The sequence below is a fragment of the Streptomyces sp. SBT349 genome, from assembly GCF_001083795.1.
Lineage (GTDB): Bacteria > Actinomycetota > Actinomycetes > Streptomycetales > Streptomycetaceae > Streptomyces.
In genome coordinates this window covers 1-17,713 of the sequence record NZ_LAVK01000144.1, presented here as the reverse complement: position 1 = coordinate 17,713, position 17,713 = coordinate 1, and the positions used below count along the sequence as shown (strand labels likewise).

The 17,713-nt window shown below is 71.5% G+C and carries 11 protein-coding genes and 1 pseudogene; 8 read left to right on the top strand and 4 right to left on the bottom strand.

Features of this window, described 5'->3' with window-relative positions; all coding sequences use genetic code 11:
- Window positions 1-566: 566 nt before the first annotated feature.
- The 5 genes and pseudogenes from ADY01_RS18785 to ADY01_RS18765 form a co-directional block, all read left to right on the top strand.
- Window positions 567-837 (top strand): annotated as a pseudogene (locus ADY01_RS18785) (peptide-methionine (R)-S-oxide reductase); the annotation flags it as partial.
- Window positions 838-846: 9 nt separating this feature from the next.
- Complete coding sequence (gene msrA / locus ADY01_RS18780) at window positions 847-1,350, top strand: peptide-methionine (S)-S-oxide reductase MsrA (protein WP_078900408.1); 504 nt, start codon at window positions 847-849, stop codon at window positions 1,348-1,350.
- 264 nt (window positions 1,351-1,614) lie between these two features.
- On the top strand, window positions 1,615-1,989 hold the full coding sequence (locus tag ADY01_RS18775) for a DUF6233 domain-containing protein (RefSeq protein ID WP_049574575.1): 375 nt from the start codon (window positions 1,615-1,617) through the stop codon (window positions 1,987-1,989).
- A 1,752-nt stretch (window positions 1,990-3,741) separates the two neighbouring features.
- The gene (locus tag ADY01_RS18770; RefSeq protein WP_159001280.1) at window positions 3,742-4,053 is read left to right on the top strand and encodes a hypothetical protein; all 312 of its coding nucleotides are present in this window, start codon (window positions 3,742-3,744) and stop codon (window positions 4,051-4,053) included.
- The gene (locus tag ADY01_RS18765; RefSeq protein WP_049574572.1) at window positions 4,054-4,485 is read left to right on the top strand and encodes a replication-relaxation family protein; all 432 of its coding nucleotides are present in this window, start codon (window positions 4,054-4,056) and stop codon (window positions 4,483-4,485) included. It abuts the gene before it with no gap.
- A 1,175-nt stretch (window positions 4,486-5,660) separates the two neighbouring features.
- On the opposite strand, the gene ADY01_RS18760 is transcribed toward ADY01_RS18765, so the two are convergent.
- Entirely contained in the window at window positions 5,661-8,327 is a 2,667-nt protein-coding gene (locus ADY01_RS18760) for a S1 family peptidase (RefSeq protein ID WP_049574568.1), read from the bottom strand.
- Window positions 8,328-8,610: 283 nt separating this feature from the next.
- On the opposite strand from ADY01_RS18760, the gene ADY01_RS18755 reads away from it, so the two are divergent.
- A complete protein-coding gene (locus ADY01_RS18755) occupies window positions 8,611-8,988 on the top strand; it encodes a DUF6233 domain-containing protein (RefSeq protein WP_049574565.1) in 378 nt (125 codons plus the stop codon).
- A 169-nt stretch (window positions 8,989-9,157) separates the two neighbouring features.
- Here the strand turns inward: ADY01_RS18755 and ADY01_RS18750 are convergent, their stop codons facing one another.
- Window positions 9,158-10,225, bottom strand: a complete 1,068-nt coding sequence (locus ADY01_RS18750) for an IS110 family transposase (RefSeq protein ID WP_049574562.1) — start codon at window positions 10,223-10,225, stop codon at window positions 9,158-9,160.
- Window positions 10,226-10,679: 454 nt separating this feature from the next.
- Between ADY01_RS18750 and ADY01_RS18745 the strand changes: the two genes are divergently transcribed.
- Both ADY01_RS18745 and ADY01_RS18740 read left to right on the top strand, forming a co-directional pair.
- Window positions 10,680-12,095, top strand: a complete 1,416-nt coding sequence (locus tag ADY01_RS18745) for a replication-relaxation family protein (RefSeq protein WP_049574559.1) — start codon at window positions 10,680-10,682, stop codon at window positions 12,093-12,095.
- Window positions 12,096-12,443: 348 nt separating this feature from the next.
- Window positions 12,444-14,135: a pentapeptide repeat-containing protein gene (locus ADY01_RS18740; protein ID WP_049574556.1), complete on the top strand. Its 1,692-nt coding sequence runs from the start codon at window positions 12,444-12,446 to the stop codon at window positions 14,133-14,135.
- A 420-nt stretch (window positions 14,136-14,555) separates the two neighbouring features.
- Here the strand turns inward: ADY01_RS18740 and ADY01_RS18735 are convergent, their stop codons facing one another.
- Window positions 14,556-15,452, bottom strand: coding sequence for a pentapeptide repeat-containing protein (locus tag ADY01_RS18735; RefSeq protein WP_078900407.1), 897 nt, complete (start codon window positions 15,450-15,452; stop codon window positions 14,556-14,558).
- Between the two features lie 327 nt (window positions 15,453-15,779).
- Complete coding sequence (locus ADY01_RS39820; protein ID WP_199826260.1) at window positions 15,780-17,210, bottom strand: hypothetical protein; 1,431 nt, start codon at window positions 17,208-17,210, stop codon at window positions 15,780-15,782.
- Window positions 17,211-17,713 lie beyond the last annotated feature (503 nt).

Below are 17,713 nucleotides of genomic sequence, written 5' to 3'. Positions count from 1 at the left end.
GCCTCACCCCCGCCCCCGCACCCGGGCGCTGAACCGGGCCCCGCGGCGTTTGACATCGCTCGTCCGACGGGACGGTGACCGGGTTCCCCGGCCGGCGGCAGCGGCCGTCCGCGATCCCCGGAAGGCCGGCCCAGCATCCCGGCGAGGCCGTCGCCCATCACGCCTCGCCCTGACAAGCAGCCCGCCTCCCGGACGACAACCTCAGAAGCCTGCCTGCCTGCCCCGCCGACCGCACCGGGTCGTCGGCGCACTGCTCTCGTCCTCATGCGGCCGAGCCTGACGCCCGTGGCGCGTGCAATGCAGGTCAACCGCCGGATTCAGAGGTCGTCTTGAGCCTTCGAGACGCAGTTTCGTGTTGGGGTCGGCCAGCCAGTGCAAGGGCACGATGGGCCGGGCGAGGGGCGTGGCCAGTATCGGCTCAGGTGGCATCCGGAGCATGCCGGACAGCTACCACACCGGCGGCCTGCCGCCCCGGTCCCCACCCCGGCTGTCTGCGCTGGAAGTGCAGACGTGCTGCCGGACGGTCGGCGCAGCGTCGACAGGGTGGACAGGGTCGACGGGAGCGGAGCTTCACGAAGCCGATCGCCAAGACGAACGTCGTCGAGCGCGAAGATGTCAGCCATGGGATGATCCGTTCGGAGGTCCGCTCGCTGCGTGCGGTTCCTCCACCTCGGCCACGTCTTCGACGACGGTCCCCTCGACAAGGGTGGACTGCGCTACTGCATCAACTCCGCGTCGTCGCGGTTCATCCGCCTGGACGACCTGGAGAACGCGGGGTACGGCGAGTACCGCACCCTGTTCGCGACTGACACCAACACCGACACCGACGAGAAGTAAGGAGACGACGTGACCACCGAAAATGCGATCCTCGCCGGCGGCTGCTTCTGGGGCATGGAGGAGCTGTTCCGCCACCAGCCCGGCGTCGTGTCCACGCGCGTCGGTTACAGCGGCGGCGACGTCCCCAACGCCACCTACCGCAACCACGGGACCCACGCGGAGTCCATCGAGGTCGTCTACGACCCCGAGGAGACCGACTTCCGCGCGCTGCTCGAGTTCTTCTTCCAGGTGCACGACCCGTCCACGAAGAACCGTCAGGGCAACGACGTCGGCACCAGCTACCGCTCGGCGATCTTCTACACCAGCGACGAGCAGAGGCGGATCGCTGAGGACACGATCGCCGACGTCGAGGCCTCGGGCCTATGGCCCGGCACAGTCGTCACCGAGGTCACCCCGGCGGGCGACTTCTGGGAGGCCGAGCCCGAGCACCAGGACTACCTGCAGAAGTACCCTGGCGGCTACACCTGCCACTTCCCCCGCGCCGAGTGGAAACTCCCGAAGCGGGCGGCGTGACACCTCCGGCGCGCGGCCCTCGGGCCCGCGCGCCGGCGCGCCCCTCCTTGACCACCTGACCAGGACATGACCTCTAGGTGCGCCTCCGGCGCGGCTGGGCAGCCTGGTGACCGTGCGCGAGGAGCGGTCGGCGGCATCGGTGCGGTGCACGGGGCTCGGGGCATAGCGTCGGGCGCGTGGCTGAGGAGCGCAGGCCGGTCCGCCGCTGGGGGTGGGCGGGCCGCTGGTGCTGCTGACCGTGCCCGGGGCGAGCGGCTGGCGGCGGTGGTGCTGCGGCGTCGCCGTGACCCCGGTCCGGAGGGCGGCTGGTGGTACCGGCTCCAGATCTCGCTGTGGGGCCGCCTGAAGCTGCCCGGCGGCCAGGTGGTGGCCGAGCCCGCGCCGGTGGAGACCTGGGCCCCGGCGGAGGTGTGCGGGCCGCTGGACGGCCAAGACCACAGCGACGTGCCCGCCGGACGGCCCGACCACCCACCGCCGTGGCTCCTCGAGGAGCCGGTCGGCGGCGAGGTCCTGGTGGTGCATCGCGGGGACTGCGCGGCGCCCCGGTGTGTCACCCGGCCCGCCACGGTCAAGAAGGTACGCCAGGCCGTCGCGGACGGAGCCGTGGTCTGTCCGGTGTGCCGGCCGCCTGGACTGTGACCCGGGTCCGGACTCGGGCTCGGCGGTCGGTTGCCGCGCGGACCGTTCCCGGTCGGGGCCCGGACCCGGACCGGTCGACAGGGCGCTCCAGCCCGTCGCTTCGCTCCGGCGGGAGGCCTGGAGCGTAGTGGCTGTGTCAATGCCCGGGAAGGGGCGCGGCATTGTCCGTTCCGCTGCCCCGGACGTGCGGCAGGCCCGGGGGAGCTGGACGCATGTGGAGTTCGGGCTGCGCGCGTATCCGCCTGGCGGGGAGCCGACCGGGCTACCCGCTAGACAGGCAGCCCCAGCAGATCGCCAACATAGAGGTCAGGCGCCGCCTTGGCCCTTCCTGCGTGTACCCAGACTCAGAGGTGTCAGGGGCACCTGCTCAACGGTCGCGCACGCAGGCGTGGGCGCTGTCATCGCCACGGACTGGTTCGGCACGATCGGGTACGAAGTGAGGGGCAGTTGGCGCAGGCGGCATCCCGCGCGGACTCGGCCCCAAGAGTTCCCTTCACCATCGACAACGACATCTGGTCGTCCGACCCGCACCTTCGGCCTCGGCTTCGGCGCCGCCGCGTTAGAGGCTTTGCAAGGCCAGGACGCGCGTCCCTGCGGGTGCTGCTCACAGGGCTCCTGAGAGCGCGCGGCGGGCTTTGCATCCGTGTGGTCGAGGTGATGGGGCGGCCAGGCGGTGTGTGGCGGGGCGCCGTGGTCAACGGGAACGGCACGGTGGGCACGGTCTCCTGAGCTGTGTTGTGGGATCGCTGCTGGTCAGGCCGCTGTGATCTGTCGCGCATGGTGCTCGTTGCCCGGGTTGGAGAGGTCGGGGCCACGTCCCGAGGTCGTTCGTGAGACCAGCCTTGGGAATTGCGGGGCGTGCACCGCCCCGGATTGCCGGTGCCTCGACCTGGGGGAATCGGTATATGGAAGGGCTGTGACCAGCGAATATGGCCGCACCGGCAGGTGACTCACTGACCGCCGGATGTCGACGCTGTCCCCTACAGTGCACCCCATGGCGAAGGGGAGCACCAACAACCCTGGTTCCTAGGCCGTTTGGGCTGCGGGCTCCCCTGCGCTGTGCCATCCCGATTCGAGATCAGTGAGAGGACACACGGTGCATCGTAGGCCCGAAACCCAACATTCTGGGGAGAGCGAGCGCACGGGAGGCGGCCGAGTGCGGTGGCCGGGGCGCCGCCGCCGGCGGATGGTCGCGGACCAGTTCCTGCGGGGGGCGAGCTACGCGGCCGGGACGGCCGTGGTCGGTCTGCTGGTGGTCTGGCTCCGGTCGCGCTGACCCGCGGGCCCACGCACGCCCGGGCGCGGAGGGCCCGGCCATGCCTGGGCGGTCCGGGGGCGGGCGTGCCTGGTGGGTGTAGATCTGGGTGTGTGCCTGGACGGATATGCAGTCGGTTCTCGCCGGGTGTGGCGAGCCGGGGCTTTGACCCGCTGCTCGTCGCCGGCCGGGGTGGTCGGTCCATAGCGGGGCCCCGGGGAGGAACGGCCCTTGTGGTCACGGGCGGGACCTCCGGTCGGCCTCCTCCGCGGAGCGTGGGGCCTTCCGGCCCGGCCCGGCCCGCCGCGGCTTCCGGTGGTGGTCAAGCCCCTGTTGGGCGCTTCCGGCAAGGGGGGTGTTCCCGCTTCCGGACCGGTCGGTCAACCGTGTGCCGTTTGACCTGTTCAGCCCGAGGAATCCCGCCTGGAGCACCATGTCACGCCCCTATTGGGGTGGGGCGCTGGGTGAGGAAGGGAGGCGAGGGCGGGAGACGGGTGGTGAACCCGACGGGGTCGTCGAACGCGTTGCGGTCGGACGTGCTGCGGGTGCTGGGTGTGCTGAAGGTGGCGACGGCGGATCAGGTCCAGCGCCTGGCCGCGCCGCACCTGACGTTCCGCCACACCGGCAAGCCGACCGAGGCTGCGCGGAAGGAGGCCCGCACCCGCGCGCACCGCGCGGCCTCGCAGGACCTCAAGCGCCACGGCCTGGTCGTGGAGGCCGGCCACTCCCGCGCGGGGGAGAAGCTGTGGTCACCGACGGCGGCCGGGCTGGAGGCCGCTGCGGCCGAGCTCGGGCGGCCGGTCCAGTAGATGGGCGGCCTGGCCCGCGGGGTGGGCCGCACGGGCGCCCCGCACGCCCTGTGCGTGGGCGAGACCATCTGGGCACTCTCCAGGCCAGCCCCGGACCTGACACGGCTCCAGGACGCGCCACACGGCGCTGTGGAGGCCGCGCGGCGGGCGCCGGTCGGGTTCGGCACGGTGGAGTCCTGGTCGACGGAGGTGCCGCTGCCGGCAACAGGGACATGGGCGAGTGCGGGGCGTGGCGGCGCGCAGGCCGACGCCGTCCTGGCCGCGCCCGAGGCGGGGGTGCCGCTGCTGTTCGTGGAGGTCGACACCTGCCACATGGATGCCCAGCGCATCGCGACCAAGCTCGGCAAGTACGCGCGGTTCCTGAGTAGGTGTTTGAGAACATCAGTACGGATGGCAGTCAGGGCCAGCGCGATGCGCGTGGGGCACGAGTAGCCGTTTCGCCGAGGCGTTTGCGCAACGGTTCGGGCTGACCGTGCAGTGGAGCATGCCCGCCGGACGGCACCCGCGCGGCCGGCGAGGACGCGGGCGTTCTTCGCGCACATCAGGCACAGGTGCCGGTCGTCCCCCCTGGTGCAGCGGTTGCTGACACTGGTGTTCGCCGCTTCACCGGTTGGAAGAGTCGGGGTGCTCGGAGGTGGTCTTGGCGCGCGTCTCACGTTCCGGGGTGCTGTGTTGTCGTACTGATGAGACGAAGCACGGTCCAGCGAGCAGAAGGCTCGCTCTTCTCTGCCGGAACTGGGGAGTCGGCATGACACGTACGAAGAAGTTCATCGCAGCCCCTCAACGAGGGGGTCGAGGCGTCACTGTGGAGGTGGCGCAGACAAGGGAGGGGATTCCGTTGAAGAAGCGACTGTTCAGGTTCGCCGCGCCCGTGGCTCTCGCCGGAGCGCTTGTGGGCGGGGCGGTGGTCATGGCCGGGCCGGCACAGGCCGATCCGGCAGGCGGCCCAGTCTCAACTCAGGCCGCCTCAACTGAGGGCTATGAGACCAGGACCTACGGAGAGTGCCTCCAGGCGGTTGAGTCTCAAGGCTACGACGACCTGAAGTGGTATTGGCCCCTTGGTTGCGCAGAGGGAGCGTTAGGCACTACCTCAGGTGTTACGGCGTGTACTGGCACGCTGATAAGCGCGGGCGTCGAGTTCTGGGTGGCTCCTGGGGCGTGCCTCCTGGCCGCAGCGTGAGCAGGTGCCTTCCCGCCGGGTCAGAGTAAGGTCGGCAGTCGCCGGTGCCCACAATCCTTACGGTGGTCGGCGATAGCTTCCGAACGAGGGTCCCGGGCTGGGGAAGGGCGGGTCGAGTCTGCGGACATCGACAGGCGGCTCGCTCTTCCCCTGCCGGCGGCGGCCCTTCGTGGACGATGAACTGTGGATCGGCAAGATCAGCCGCGTGATGCGCGAGAGCCCGGAGGATGAGGTCTCCGAGGAGTATCTGGTGGAGGCCACCGGGCTGACCGCCACCCAGATCGAGCGGGCCGTGAACTGGCAGAACGAACGGGCCCGCCGTTGGCACGAGACGTGGTCTGCGGACTGCTGGCGGTGTCGTACTGGCCGCAGTCGCCGGGGCCGGCGCCGCCGCAGGCGTCTACGAGACCGACACCGCAGCCCGCCCCTACACCCAGGCGCGGGTGTGGAAGCTGAAGCGGGCGACCAGCGGCAGCCATTGCTGATACATCGCCGCGGCAGGAGGCAGGGGGGTGGCCGTCGCGATCTCCTCCAGTTTGCTGGCGACCCGCAGGCACGCCGCACCTATGGGCGTGGCCGTGCCCTCCTCCCGGGCGAGGGCGCGCAGCACCGTCCGGATGTCCTCCTCGCCGTCCGCCGCGTGGAGGGCCGCGAAGGCGGAGCGGCACATCTGCGGCTCCCCGACCAGGATGGCGAGCAGGATCTGCACGGCGCGGTACTGGCCCTCCACGAAGTGGGGGAGGGCGGACTCGTGAACGCCGATGCGTACCAGCCGGTACAGGTTGACCAGCTTCTTCGCCGCCCGCGGCGTGGGGAGCAGCGCGCCGAGCAGGGCCATGAAGTCGATCTCTTCGGAGCGGAGTTGAACGGTCTCGGGTCGGGGGTCCCGTAGCTCGGGGAGGGTGACGTCGAGCCGTGGGGCGTCGTCGGGGGCGACGGCCGGGGCCCGGGGCGTGGCCCGCGCGCCGGGTGCACGAGCGTCGTCCCGGGCGGAGTCGGTGGCGGGCGCCGGGGGACCGAGAAGGGAGCGGAGGTAGCGGCTGGTGGCCTGCCCTATGGGCCGGGCGACGACGAACGGGATCTGGAAGATCTTGTCGAGGTAGTCCAGCGGGCCCGTGGTCTCCCCGGCCGTCACCGCGAACAGCTCCCCGTGGTGGACGTGCAAGGCGTTCAGCAGCCACTGCGGGTCCACCGCGACGACCACCACGAACAGTTCCAGGGCCAGCATCAGATGGACCGCCGCGAGGACCGCGACCACGCGTGAGGGCGGGCAGCGGTCCAGGTCGTCGATGTAGAGGATGATCCGCTGGAGCGGCGGAGGAGTGTCGGGCGCCGTGGCGAGACGGGCCCGCCACTGTCCGCGAGCCTCGTCCAGGTCGCTCTGGAGCTGTTCCAGATCGCGGCGGACCTGGCTGATCAAGCTGCGGTACGGGCGGTACTCCGCCCCCTCCCCCGCCCGTTGCCCCAGGAACGCGGAGAGCCGCACGGCCGCATCCACCTGGGCCAGTTCGTCGGCGGTCGTGGCCACGCGTGCGTTGGCCCGCACCAGGTTCTCATCGAGACGGGCCCCGGCCGCCGCACGCGCCTCCCGGGCAGCGAGGCGGGCACCCGCCACCTGCTCCCACACGGGAAGGGCCGCCGCCCCGAAGCCGAGCGCCAGCGGGATGAGACCCGCGACCCACGAGCCCGCCACCAGCCAGAGCGCCGCCGCCACCGCGACCAGCGCGCCCGCCCCGACGAGCGCCCCGAGGCGCACCCACCGGCCGTGCGCGTTTGTCGCGGCTGGCACGGCTCGCCGCCGGCGCCAGGCCCGGAACCGCCCGACGGCCGCGCCGGACGCGGCGTAGGAATCCGTGCCGTCCCTGGCCTCCTTGACCGTCCGCAGCCGTTCGGCCTCCGCCACCGCCAGGTCGTGCTCCCGCCGCAGCCGCCCTCGCCGCAGTTCCAGCGTCTCCCCGGCGGGTGCCGTCGCCTCCTCGTGGGCCAGTTCCGCGAACAGGTGCTCGACCAGGCCCGTCCACAGGTGGTCCTCGGAGTAGTGCCACGCGTTGAAACGGATCTGCCGCACGTGCTCGGCGAAGACCGACCGCAACTCCGGCCGCCTGCGCACACGTTCGGTCAGCGCGGTGACCTGCGCCCGCATCTGCTCCATCGTGCTCGACTTGCCGACCCCCCACTCGCCGAGCAGGGCCATGGCGAGCGGCGGCTCCGTCGTCAGCGCCGTGGCCAGCATCGCGAGCATCTCGACGTCGCCCTCGTTGCCGAGCAGGTCGACCTTGCTCGGACGGTCACTGCCGAGCCTGGCGAGCATCCGGGAACGCGCGGCGGGCGGCGTCGCGGCGGGCCGCGGGGAGGCGGCACGCGGCGGGGGGGGCGTGGGTGCGGCGCGCGGGGCACGGGTGGCCGCGCCCCGCAGGTGGTAGGCGTCGTGTGCCGTCCAGATCTCCTGGAAGAGGGCCCGGGCGCGGCGGTCGTCGCTGTCGCGCAGCGCGGTGAGGGGCACCGCGAGGCCGCCGTCGCGCCCTTCCGACCTGCGGGCCTTCACCACGGCGCAGACCCCGAACCCGGCGGGGTCCACGATGGGACCGCCACTCGATCCCTCCGGCAGTTCGTCGTCGCCGATGCGCCACAGACCGCCGAGCATGCCCTGATAAGTCATCAGGCCGCTGTAGGGCACCGCCCCCTCGCCCGAGTCGGCGATGCCGTACGCCCACAGCGAGTCGCCGGGCTCGAGAAGCCGCTCGGAGAGCCTGACGCACGGGTGCTCGGGTGGATCGGGCACCCGGATCACGGCGAGATCGGGCTCGGGCCAGTTCCCGCTTCCGCTGCCCGGCGCGGGGCTCATGTACACCACCTCGCCCGTCAGATGCCCGTCGCCACGGATCAACTGAACGGTGCCGGGCTCCCCTTGGACACTCTCGGAGCCCAGGACATGGGCGCAGGTCAGCGCCAGGCCGGGGGCGACGAAGAACGCGCTGCCCCGGTCATGGCCCGTGTCCGGCCGGTCCGCGCTCGGTATCCGCACGTGCGCCATCGACTCCCGCACCAGGCCGTGCAGCCCGCCGCGTTCCCTGTCCTCCGCGTCTCCCGCCACGTCCCCCCTCGACGGACCAGTGGCTCGTCCTTGGAAGGAGTGTAGGACGGGACCACTAGAGCCTGTCTTTTGGATCTTGTTGGAGCCGATCGCGTCGTCTGCGGCGATCAGGACGTCGCCGCAGTCCAGGGCGCGTGCCGTGGCAACCCCGGTTCCCGAAGCCCTGCCACGGTTCGGGGCGTAGCGTCGGGCGCGTGGCTGAGGAGGCGCAGGCCGGTCCGCCGCTGGGGGTGGGCGGGCCGCTGGTGTTGCTGACCGTGCCCGGGGCGAGCGGCTGGCGGCGGTGGTGCTGCGGCGTCGCCGTGACCCCGGTCCGGATGGAGGCTGGTGGTACCTGCTCCAGATCTCGCTGTGGGGCCGCCTGGAACTACCCGGCGGCCGGGTGGTGGCCGAGCCCGCGCCGGTGGAGACCTGGGCGCCGGCGGAGGTGTGCGAGCCGCTGGACGGCCAGGACTACGCCGAGGTGCCCACCGAGCGGCCCGACCACTCGTCGGCGTGGCTCCTCGAGGAGCCGGTCGGCGGCGGCGAGGTCCTGGTGGTGCACCGCGGGGACTGCGCCGCGCCCAGGGGCGTCACCCGGCCCGCGGCTGTCGAGGAGGTCCGCCAGGCTGTCGCGGACGGGGCCGTGGTCTGTCCGGTGTGCCGGCCGCCTGGACTGTGAACCGGGTCCGGACCCGGACCTGGGCGAGGGGTTCGCTCCAGCCCGTCGCTTCGCTCCGGTGGGAGGCCTGGAGCGTAGTGGTCGTGTCAATGCCGGGGAAGGGGCGCGGCGTGTCTGTTCAGCTGTCCCGGCCTCCGCGGGCCGGGGTGTTGGAGGCTCCTATAGATCGTCAAGCGGCTTGGGTGAGCTCTTCAGCGGCGATCCGTGGGCGGGGTAGGTGTCGGTAAATCTCGCGGGCGACGAATCGCTTCAGGCAGCGGGTAATGTCCTTCTTGCTCATGCCCTCGGCGGTGCGTCGTGCGACATACTCCCTGGTCCGGGCGTCGTAGCGCATTCTGACGGTGACGACGATGTGCAGGGCCTTGTTCGCCTGACGGTCGCCACCGCGGTTGAGCCGGTGCCGATGCGTGCGGCCGGAGGAGGCCGGGATCGGTGCGACCCCGCACAGGTGGGCGAAGGACGACTCCGACCGGAGGCGCTCGGGGTTGTCGCCGGCGGTGATCAGCAGCTGGCTTGCCGTCTCGGGCCCGACACCGGGCAAGGCGACCAGCGTCGGCGCGGCGTGGGCGACCAGCGGGGCGAGTTCCGCCTCCGTCTCGGCGATCTCCTCGCTGAGCAGCTGGTGGCGGCGGGCCAGGCGTCGCAGGGTGACCCGGACCGCGCAGGCCGGGTCCGCCAGGTCGCCGGCGGGGCGAGACCGTGCCAGGGTGTCGATCAGCGCGCCGGTGGGCAGCCCTCGCAGCTTCTCGCGCACCGCCGCCGGGGCAGTGACGATGAGGTTGCGGATCTGGTTGATGGTCTGCGTCCGGGCCTTGACGGCGGAACTGCGGGCCAGGCGCAGGGCGCGGATCGCCTCGACGATTCCGTTGCGGCTCTTCGGGGTGCCCGTGGCACGGCCGGCCAGCACGGCGGTCGCGGCGGCGTAGGCGTCGACGGGGTCGGACTTGCCGTTGGCCCGCCGGGCTTTGCGGTCGGGGCGGTCGACCTCGGTGATGGTGACGCCGTTGGCGGCCAGGAAGCGGGCGATCTCGGCGCCGTAGGCACCGGTGCCTTCCAGGCCCACGGCGAGGAGTTCGCCATGGGAGCGGAGCCAGTCCAGGAGCTGCTGGTATCCGGTCGGCGTGGTGGCGAACGCCTCGGTGGCCAGGTGCCGGCCGACCGTGTCGATCACGGCGGCCTGGTGGACATCGGTGTGGGTATCGATGCCGCCGATGACCGCTATCTGGTCTGCTGCCATGCTGGAGCCTGCTGTCCTTCCGAACGACGTGTGAGGGGTGGCACGCGCCGGTCGGGCAGACGGACAAGACAGTGATGGGACTTTTGGCCAAGCTCCTATGAAGTCACGGATGCCCGGCCGGCCACGTGCAGGCGGCACCGCCCACAGGCCGACATATCCAAACACGGACAGCCGAAGCGCCAGTCAAGCCTTGGGTCAGACCTCCGAGCGGTGCCAGGTCAATGATCACTGTCAAGCCTGTGGGTGCTGGCTTGGTCAAGCGGGGCTTGTCCGGGTCGTGGTCCATGCCGCGGGTTCTACCGGTGCCCCTACCGTGTTCCCTACCGTCAGTACCCTCCGGTTGACGGGTATCGCCGCAGGTCAGGCCTTGTCGATGCCGCGGGCAGGGATGCTGACACCCCTTTAGGTGGGGGTTGCCCGGCGGGAGGTGTGCGACGTGGGGAAAGAGACGGGTGTGACCGGTTCCGCGACCTACCCCTACGGCTCCACGTCCCGGATGCGGGCGGATGTGCTGTGCGCGCTCGGTGTGCTGAAGGTGGCCACCGCCTCACAGCTGCAGCGCATCGCCAGGCCCGGCGCCCGGGACAACAAGAGCGCCCGCAACGCCCTGCTCGACCTCTCCAAGCACGGCCTGGTCGTCTCCGACGGCAACACCCAGGGACCGCCCGGGACGTTCGGGCGCGCCCGGACCTCCGCCGCGGCCGCGGTGTCCGCTGCCGGGCCGGGCGGGCACCCGAAGTCACAGAAACTCTGGCGGCTGACGCCGGCGGGGCTGGACGCCGCGGTGCAGCTGCTGCCCGCGGACCACCACCGCGGCGGCACGGCGCGGGGCGCGGGCCGTCACGGCGCGCCGCACTCCATGGCGGTGAACGAGACGATCCTCGCGTTCCTCCAGCCCGCCGCCGCCCACGCCCACGACGACGTCGACGGCGTGATGCCTCGCGGGCTCGGAAGCATCACCGCCTGGTCGACGGAGGTCGTGCTGCCGGTCACCGGCTCGGTGTCCGCGCCGTCCAAGGGGAGCCCGCGGCCGGATGCGGTGCTGCGCGCGGCCGAGGCCGCCCCGGCGCTGCCGCTGCTGTGCGTGGAGGTGGACACCGGTACCGAGCCGCCGGCGCGGATCGCGGAGAAACTGGAGAGCTACCGCCGGTTCTTCCGCCGCACGGTCGCCGCTCCCGCCGGCCCGTTCGGCAGCACCCGGCAGGTGCCGTACTGGTCGACGCTCTACGGCACCGCCGACCTCGAAGGCCACCCGCCGGTCGCCCTGGTGTTCACCGGCATGGGGCCGCGCGGCCTGGCCGGCCGGACGGCGGCGGTGGAGGACCTCACCCGCGCCCACTGGTCCGGCCGCCCGAGCCACCACCGCTACTGGGACGCCGACGACTTCCACTGGACGGAGTACGACGACGCCATCCCCGTCCTGGCCACCACCCTCGCAGAGCTGCAACAGCACGGCCCCCACGGGCCCGTATGGCGCCGCTACGGCCACCGGCCGGACCGGGAGACGCTGGCGGCAGCCCTGGCCAACCCAGACGGCGCACAGACCCTCGAACGGCACGACACGGAGCTCCGCCTCCACCGCGATGCGGCCGAGGAACGCCAGCGCCAGGAGCAGGAGGCCGAACGCCTGCGCCGGGAAGAGGAAGAAGAGCGCGAGGCCACCCGACAGGCCGCCACGGTCGCCGAGGCTGCACGGCGCGAAGCCTGCGCCCGCTGCGACCGGCCCCGCCACGACGACCGGTTCGGCCAGGACACCGCCGCCGACGACGCCCCGCCGCCGGACGGCGTCCACTGCACCGCCTGCCGCCGCGAACTCCAACCGTGCCGGGGGCCGTTCGGCCGCCTGGCGCGCCGCCTGGGCGGCTACTGACCGCTGTCTGCGGTCGTGGTGGTCGGCGGCGGTGTGCCGCCAGCGGGGCGTGCGGCGAGTTCTGCGCGCCCCGTGGAGGCACTCGTGCGCCGGTGGGCCCCCGAAGCGGCGACCCACCGGTCAGCCGGAAAGTGGCCCACCAACAGCGGCCAGAACTTCGGGAAGCGGAACGCCCCGGGGTTGCGGCGGCTCAGGCGCCCTCCGCGCCTGCCTCGGCCCCGGGCTGCCCGGGATGGGCTTCCTGGGCGGACTGGCAGGCCGCCGCAAGGCCACGCTCGAAGGCAGTGGCCTGCTTGAGTGGGGTGGCGGAGCAAGCAACCTCGGCTCCGGCTCCGTCGTCCTGGATGTATGACGTCCCCGACTCCCGAGCCATCGACCACCCCGCCAGCTTGGCCGCACTGCGGGCACGGCGCCGATCTTGCGGGCGATCCGGTGGGCTGTCGCGGCATTTACGTCACCGGCCATACCGCCTGCCTCGCCCACCTGGAGCAGGCAGGGCTGAACGCCTACCTCGACACCCTCCACCCCGGCGCCGACATCGACCACCGCGGCACTCACATCGAAGCGCACCGGCTCAACCAGATCCTCGACAAGCTGCGGGACACCACCGGACAACCCAACCTCGGCGACGCCCGGTTCGACGGGGCGGCCTTCTCCGGCTACGCCCGGTTTGGCAGGGTGACCTTCACCGGGCAGACCTCATTCCGACGGGCCACCTTCTCGCGCTACGCCTGGTTCGACGGGGTGACCTTCACGGGCGACGCCTTGTTTGGTGGGGTGACCTTCACGGGCGACGCCCGGTTCGACAGGGCGGCCTTCACGGGCGACGCCGTGTTCGTCGGGGTGGCCTTCTCCGGCGACGCCCGGTTCGACAGGGCGGCCTTCACCGGCAACGCCGTGTTCGTCGGGGTGGCCTTCTCCGGCGACGCCTTGTTCGGCGGGGCCAGGTTCGAGGCCGCTTCCCGGTTGGGGCCGCTGGTGTGCGGGGGGACGGTGGACCTGTCCGGTGCGGTGTTCGGGGTGCCGGTGATGGTGGAGGTCGCCGCGGCGCAGGTGCTGCTGTTACGCACGCGGTGGGAGTCGACGGCGGCGCTGCGTCTGCGGTATGCGGAGGTGGACCTGGCGGGGGCGGTGCTGGAGTATCCGGTCACCCTGGCGGCCGAGCCAACCCCCTTCCCCGACGCCCCCGAGGATTGGGCGGACGAGCTGGCAAGCGCGGGCCCGGGAGTACGGATCTCCTCCGTCAGCGGGGTGGACGCGGCCCACCTGACGCTGATCGATGTCGACCTGACAAGCTGCCGGTTCGCCGGCGCGGTGCACTTGGACCAGCTGCGCATCGACGGCCGCACCACCTTCGACCGCCCGCCGGCCGGATGGCACCGCCGCGGACCGCTCCCGGTGCGCTGGTCCCGGCGCCGGGTGCTGGCCGAGGAACAGCACTGGCGCGCCGCCGTGACGGGCGGAGCCGGGCCCGGCCCTGGGCTCGCCGCCACCAGCTGGCGGCCTGGGCCCCACCACCCGGGCCTGACTCGCACTCCCGGACCGGAGACGATCGCGGCTTTGTACCGGCAACTGCGCAAGGCCCTTGAGGATGGGAAGAACGAGCCGGGTGCGGCGGATTTCTACTACGGCGAGTGCGAGATGCGCCGCCACGACACGACCGGCACCGCCCGCGCCGAGCGCTGGCTGCTGGCGGTGTACTGGGCTGTCTCCGGCTACGGCCTGCGGGCCTCCCGCGCGCTGGCCTGGCTCGGCGCGGCGATGGCCGCCACCGTGGTGGCCCTGATGCTGTGGGGAATCCCGGCCGACGACCCCAAGCCCACCACCGCCGGCCGCCAGGTCGAGACCGGACGGCAACTCGCCCTGACCACCGACCGGTTCGAAAAAGCCCTGCGCGTAGTCATCAACAGCACCGTGTTCCGCTCCTCCGGCCAGAACCTCACCACCACCGGCACCTACACCGAAATGACCTCCCGCTTCACCGAACCCGTCCTCCTCACCCTCGCCGTCCTCGCCGTCCGCGCCCGCGTCAAACGCTGACCACCACCCGCTCGCGCCTGGGCACCGCGGCCCGGGCCTGCCGCCGGACGGCGCGCGCTGCACGGCCTGCCGCCGCAACTGGCGCCCCAGCCCGGCCCGTTCGGCCGCATCGTCCGCCGCATGGCCGCCGGCCTCTTCCTCCGAGGCGCCTGCTACGGCGCCGGAACCGCGGGCGTGAGCCTGCTGGCGGTGTGGCTCCAGACACGCTGATCCCCGCTGCCGAAGATCGAGTCGTCGCGGGCCCCCGCTTGAGGGCCCGCGACCTCCCCAGCAGCGGCCACGTCTTCGGGAAGCGGAACGCCCCAGGGCAGCGGCAGGCTCAGACGCAGCTGCGCCCGGTGCTCCAGCCACTCCGCTCGCCGACCAGCCGACTCCCGCCCTCTCAACCGCGCAGTGCTCCACGATCGTTGTTCTTCCAGGCTATCGGCGGTTTCCTTCGGTGATCCGCTCTCGGATCCTGGGGTGGTTGGCGAAGTCTTCCGGGAGCTGTGTCGTGGAGTCGGGCCAGGCGCTGAGCACCTGTTCCATACTCACTGCTGCGTCGGTGAGGTCGGCGTCGGTGAGGTCGGCGCCGGTGAGCCAGGCGCCGGTGAGGTCTGCATCCAGGAAAAGCGCGCCGGTGAGATCCGAGTCATTGAGGTACGCGTTGGTGAGGTTCGCTTCGTACAGTTCCGCGTCGGTGAGGTCCGCGTCGACGAAGTTCGCGAAGCTGAGTTCCGCCCTGTTAAGGCTCGCGTTGTGCAGGTTCGCCTCGGTCAGGACAGCGCCGTGTAGGTTCGCCCAGCGCAGGCCCACGATGTAACCAGGGGCGTCGTGGGTGGTGTCGCGGGTGGTGAGGACGGTGAGGGCTGCGGCCACGTCGGCGGTCGGCCCAGCGGGTTCGTCGGATACGTCGGGTTCGGCTGGGGGTAAGGGTGTGGTGGTGTGGTTGTGGATGTAGGCGTTGAGGACGTTGGCGATGGTGGGGTGGTCGCGGGGGGAGTCGATCATGATCCGCTGGAGCGCGTAGATTCCGCCGAGGCGTACGTCAACGGCCTGGGCACCGAGGTTGGTGATCGCCGCGGTGTACCGGTCGGTGATCTGCCCCTGCTGGGTGGTCAGCAGGTTGTCGCGGTTGATGGCCAGTTCGTCGCGGATCTGACTGTTGGTGTACCACAGGCCGACGATCGCGGCCACGGATGCGGCCAGGACGGACACCAGCTCGATCCGCCGGGCCCAGTCCAGCCCACCGCTGCCCTTCGGCGACGACGCCGCTGGGCCGGCGCCCTTCCTGCGGGCGGTACGACGTAAACGATCAGCACGGGAACGAGAAGCCATACGGCCCATCCCATCGTCATTCCCACCCTGGCGCAGTCCCCTTCCGGAAACTCAGCGGAGCGCGGCGCGGTGAGCTGAGGGTGGCCACGGCCTCGCAGGTGCAGCGCATCGTGCGGCCGGGCGTCCGGGACAACAAGAGCGCACGTAACGCCCTGCTCGACCTCTCCAAGCACGGCCTGGTCGTCTCCGACGGCAACACCCGTGGGCCGCCTGGCGTCTTCGGGCGCGCCCGCACCGTCGCCGCGGCTGTGGTGCCCCTGGGGCCCCTCGGGATCCACCCGGGAGTTGATCCGGATACCAGTCCGATGGACACAGACGGGCCGCTGCTCATTCGGAGGGCACCTGCTCGGCCTCGGCGTCGCGCCAGGGGTAGCTGTCCCACCCGGCGTCCAGGACAGTGTTGCGGGCATGAGTGTGGCCGATCAGCGCCTCACGCAGGGCGTAGGTCGAGCGTTCGGGATCGGCGGCCCGCTCCAGCAGGAGCCGGCCGACGGGAGCGCCGGTGATGGTGACCATGCTCTCCAGCTCACTGATGCCGCATGCCGTGACAGGCACTGTGGTGGCCGGCAACTGCGGTCGCTGTACTGGAGCGTTGACGATGTGGAACGGCTCCATGGTCACGACCAGCCCGTGGAAAGGCCGGTCAGCGGGAATGTCAGTGAACTCCCGGCGCCCACTGGCGATCAGCTTGGCGGTGTTGTCGATCTGGTTGTAGGCGTGCCCGAGCCTACGGTTGAGCTCCTCCACCCGTTCGTCGGTGGCCAGACGCAGGTGCCAAGTGGGGCGCGTGGACTTCACCTCCACCAGCAGCACCAGCTCGTCGGTGACGACGATCCAGTCGACGCTGCGTGCCTGGTTAGAGCCGTAGACGATCTCGGGCCGCACCATGGCGTTGGGCAGCAGCCGAAGCTGGCGGCCGACGTAGGCTTCGAACAGGTCGCCGAGATCCTGGGCGAAGGCGTCACCGTAGCGTGCGACGCCGGTGTAGTAGATGCCCAGCGGGCTGGCTTTGGACGGGATCAGGTGGCTGACCGGCGCGAGGAAGCCCGGCCCGTAGCCGCGCAGCGGGTTGTACTCGAAACGCCGCAGGAGCGGATCATTAGTCATTCGGGCTCGGGCGTTGTCGCCTCGGAAGGCGGACGTGTCGGTCACGAAGTGCTCTTCGGTCACCGACAAGATGGAGGCGGCCGGGACCTCGGCACAGATCCGGTCCGCACCGGGTCCCGTGAGCACGGCCGGGTCGAACCGGCCGGCGCAGGCGGTTGCAGAGGCCCATAGCAGCTGGGCGATGCTCGTGCCCAGTAACTCCTCTTCCCAACCTGGACGCAGACACCGCGCCGGGCGGGTGCCTGCCGTTTGGGTGAGCATCGCTGCGGCCCGCGCCAGTTCCATGAAGACCGGCTCCTGGTAGGTCATCTGTTCGCCGGAGGCGCGCAGCAGCCACCGGCCCAGGGCTTCGCTGTCATGGTCGTAGAGGTAGTGCTCCTCCAGCTGCGAGTACATGTCCACGATCATCAGCAGGTCCGCCTCGCTGGCGTCCTGGCGGTACTCATTCCCATACGCCAGCGAGACCCGGGCGGCATCGGCCAGCGCCCACGGCGTGTACTTCCGATATGGGCTTTCCAGCCACGAGGACTCCAGCCGATATGTCGCCGAAGCGCGTGCGATCAGCGGCAGCAGGGCACTCGGCCGGTGCCTGCGCACCCGCGCCACATAGTCCCGGTCCCGTATCGCCCAGCTGCCTTGCCCCCGTGTCATGGCTCAAGGATCGCGCGACCAGCCGCACGCTGTCCGCCCCTTTACCGTCCCTCTCAGCACATACCTTCAGCAGGGACTGCTCGGCTCGTCTGGGCTGCTCGTTCACGGCCACGGGTGGCAGACACCCAGCGGGCACCCTGTGGCCTCTCAGGCGGCGGGCCAGTGCCCCCGGAGGCTGCTCCGGGCGGCCTGCGTCGCCGTGGGGGTGGCGCAGAGGCCGCCGGACACCAGTCCGATGCACGCGGGTGGGCTGCTGCCCATGGGCAGCAGCCCACCTGTGGTTCAGGTCCACCGGATGCCGAGGTTGTTGAGTGCCTCGGCCCGCTCGGGTGTCAGCGATCCGCGTCTGCTGCGTTGGTTGGTGTGTCGATTCTCTCTCTAGTGCCGCATCAGGCAACGTTCGCCCTTTTGTGATGTGACCCGCCGTCGGGGTTCTGTCTTGGGCGGCGCGCGGCCATCAGGCTGTGCGGGTGGCAGACCGAGTACAAGTCCGTGAGATCGAT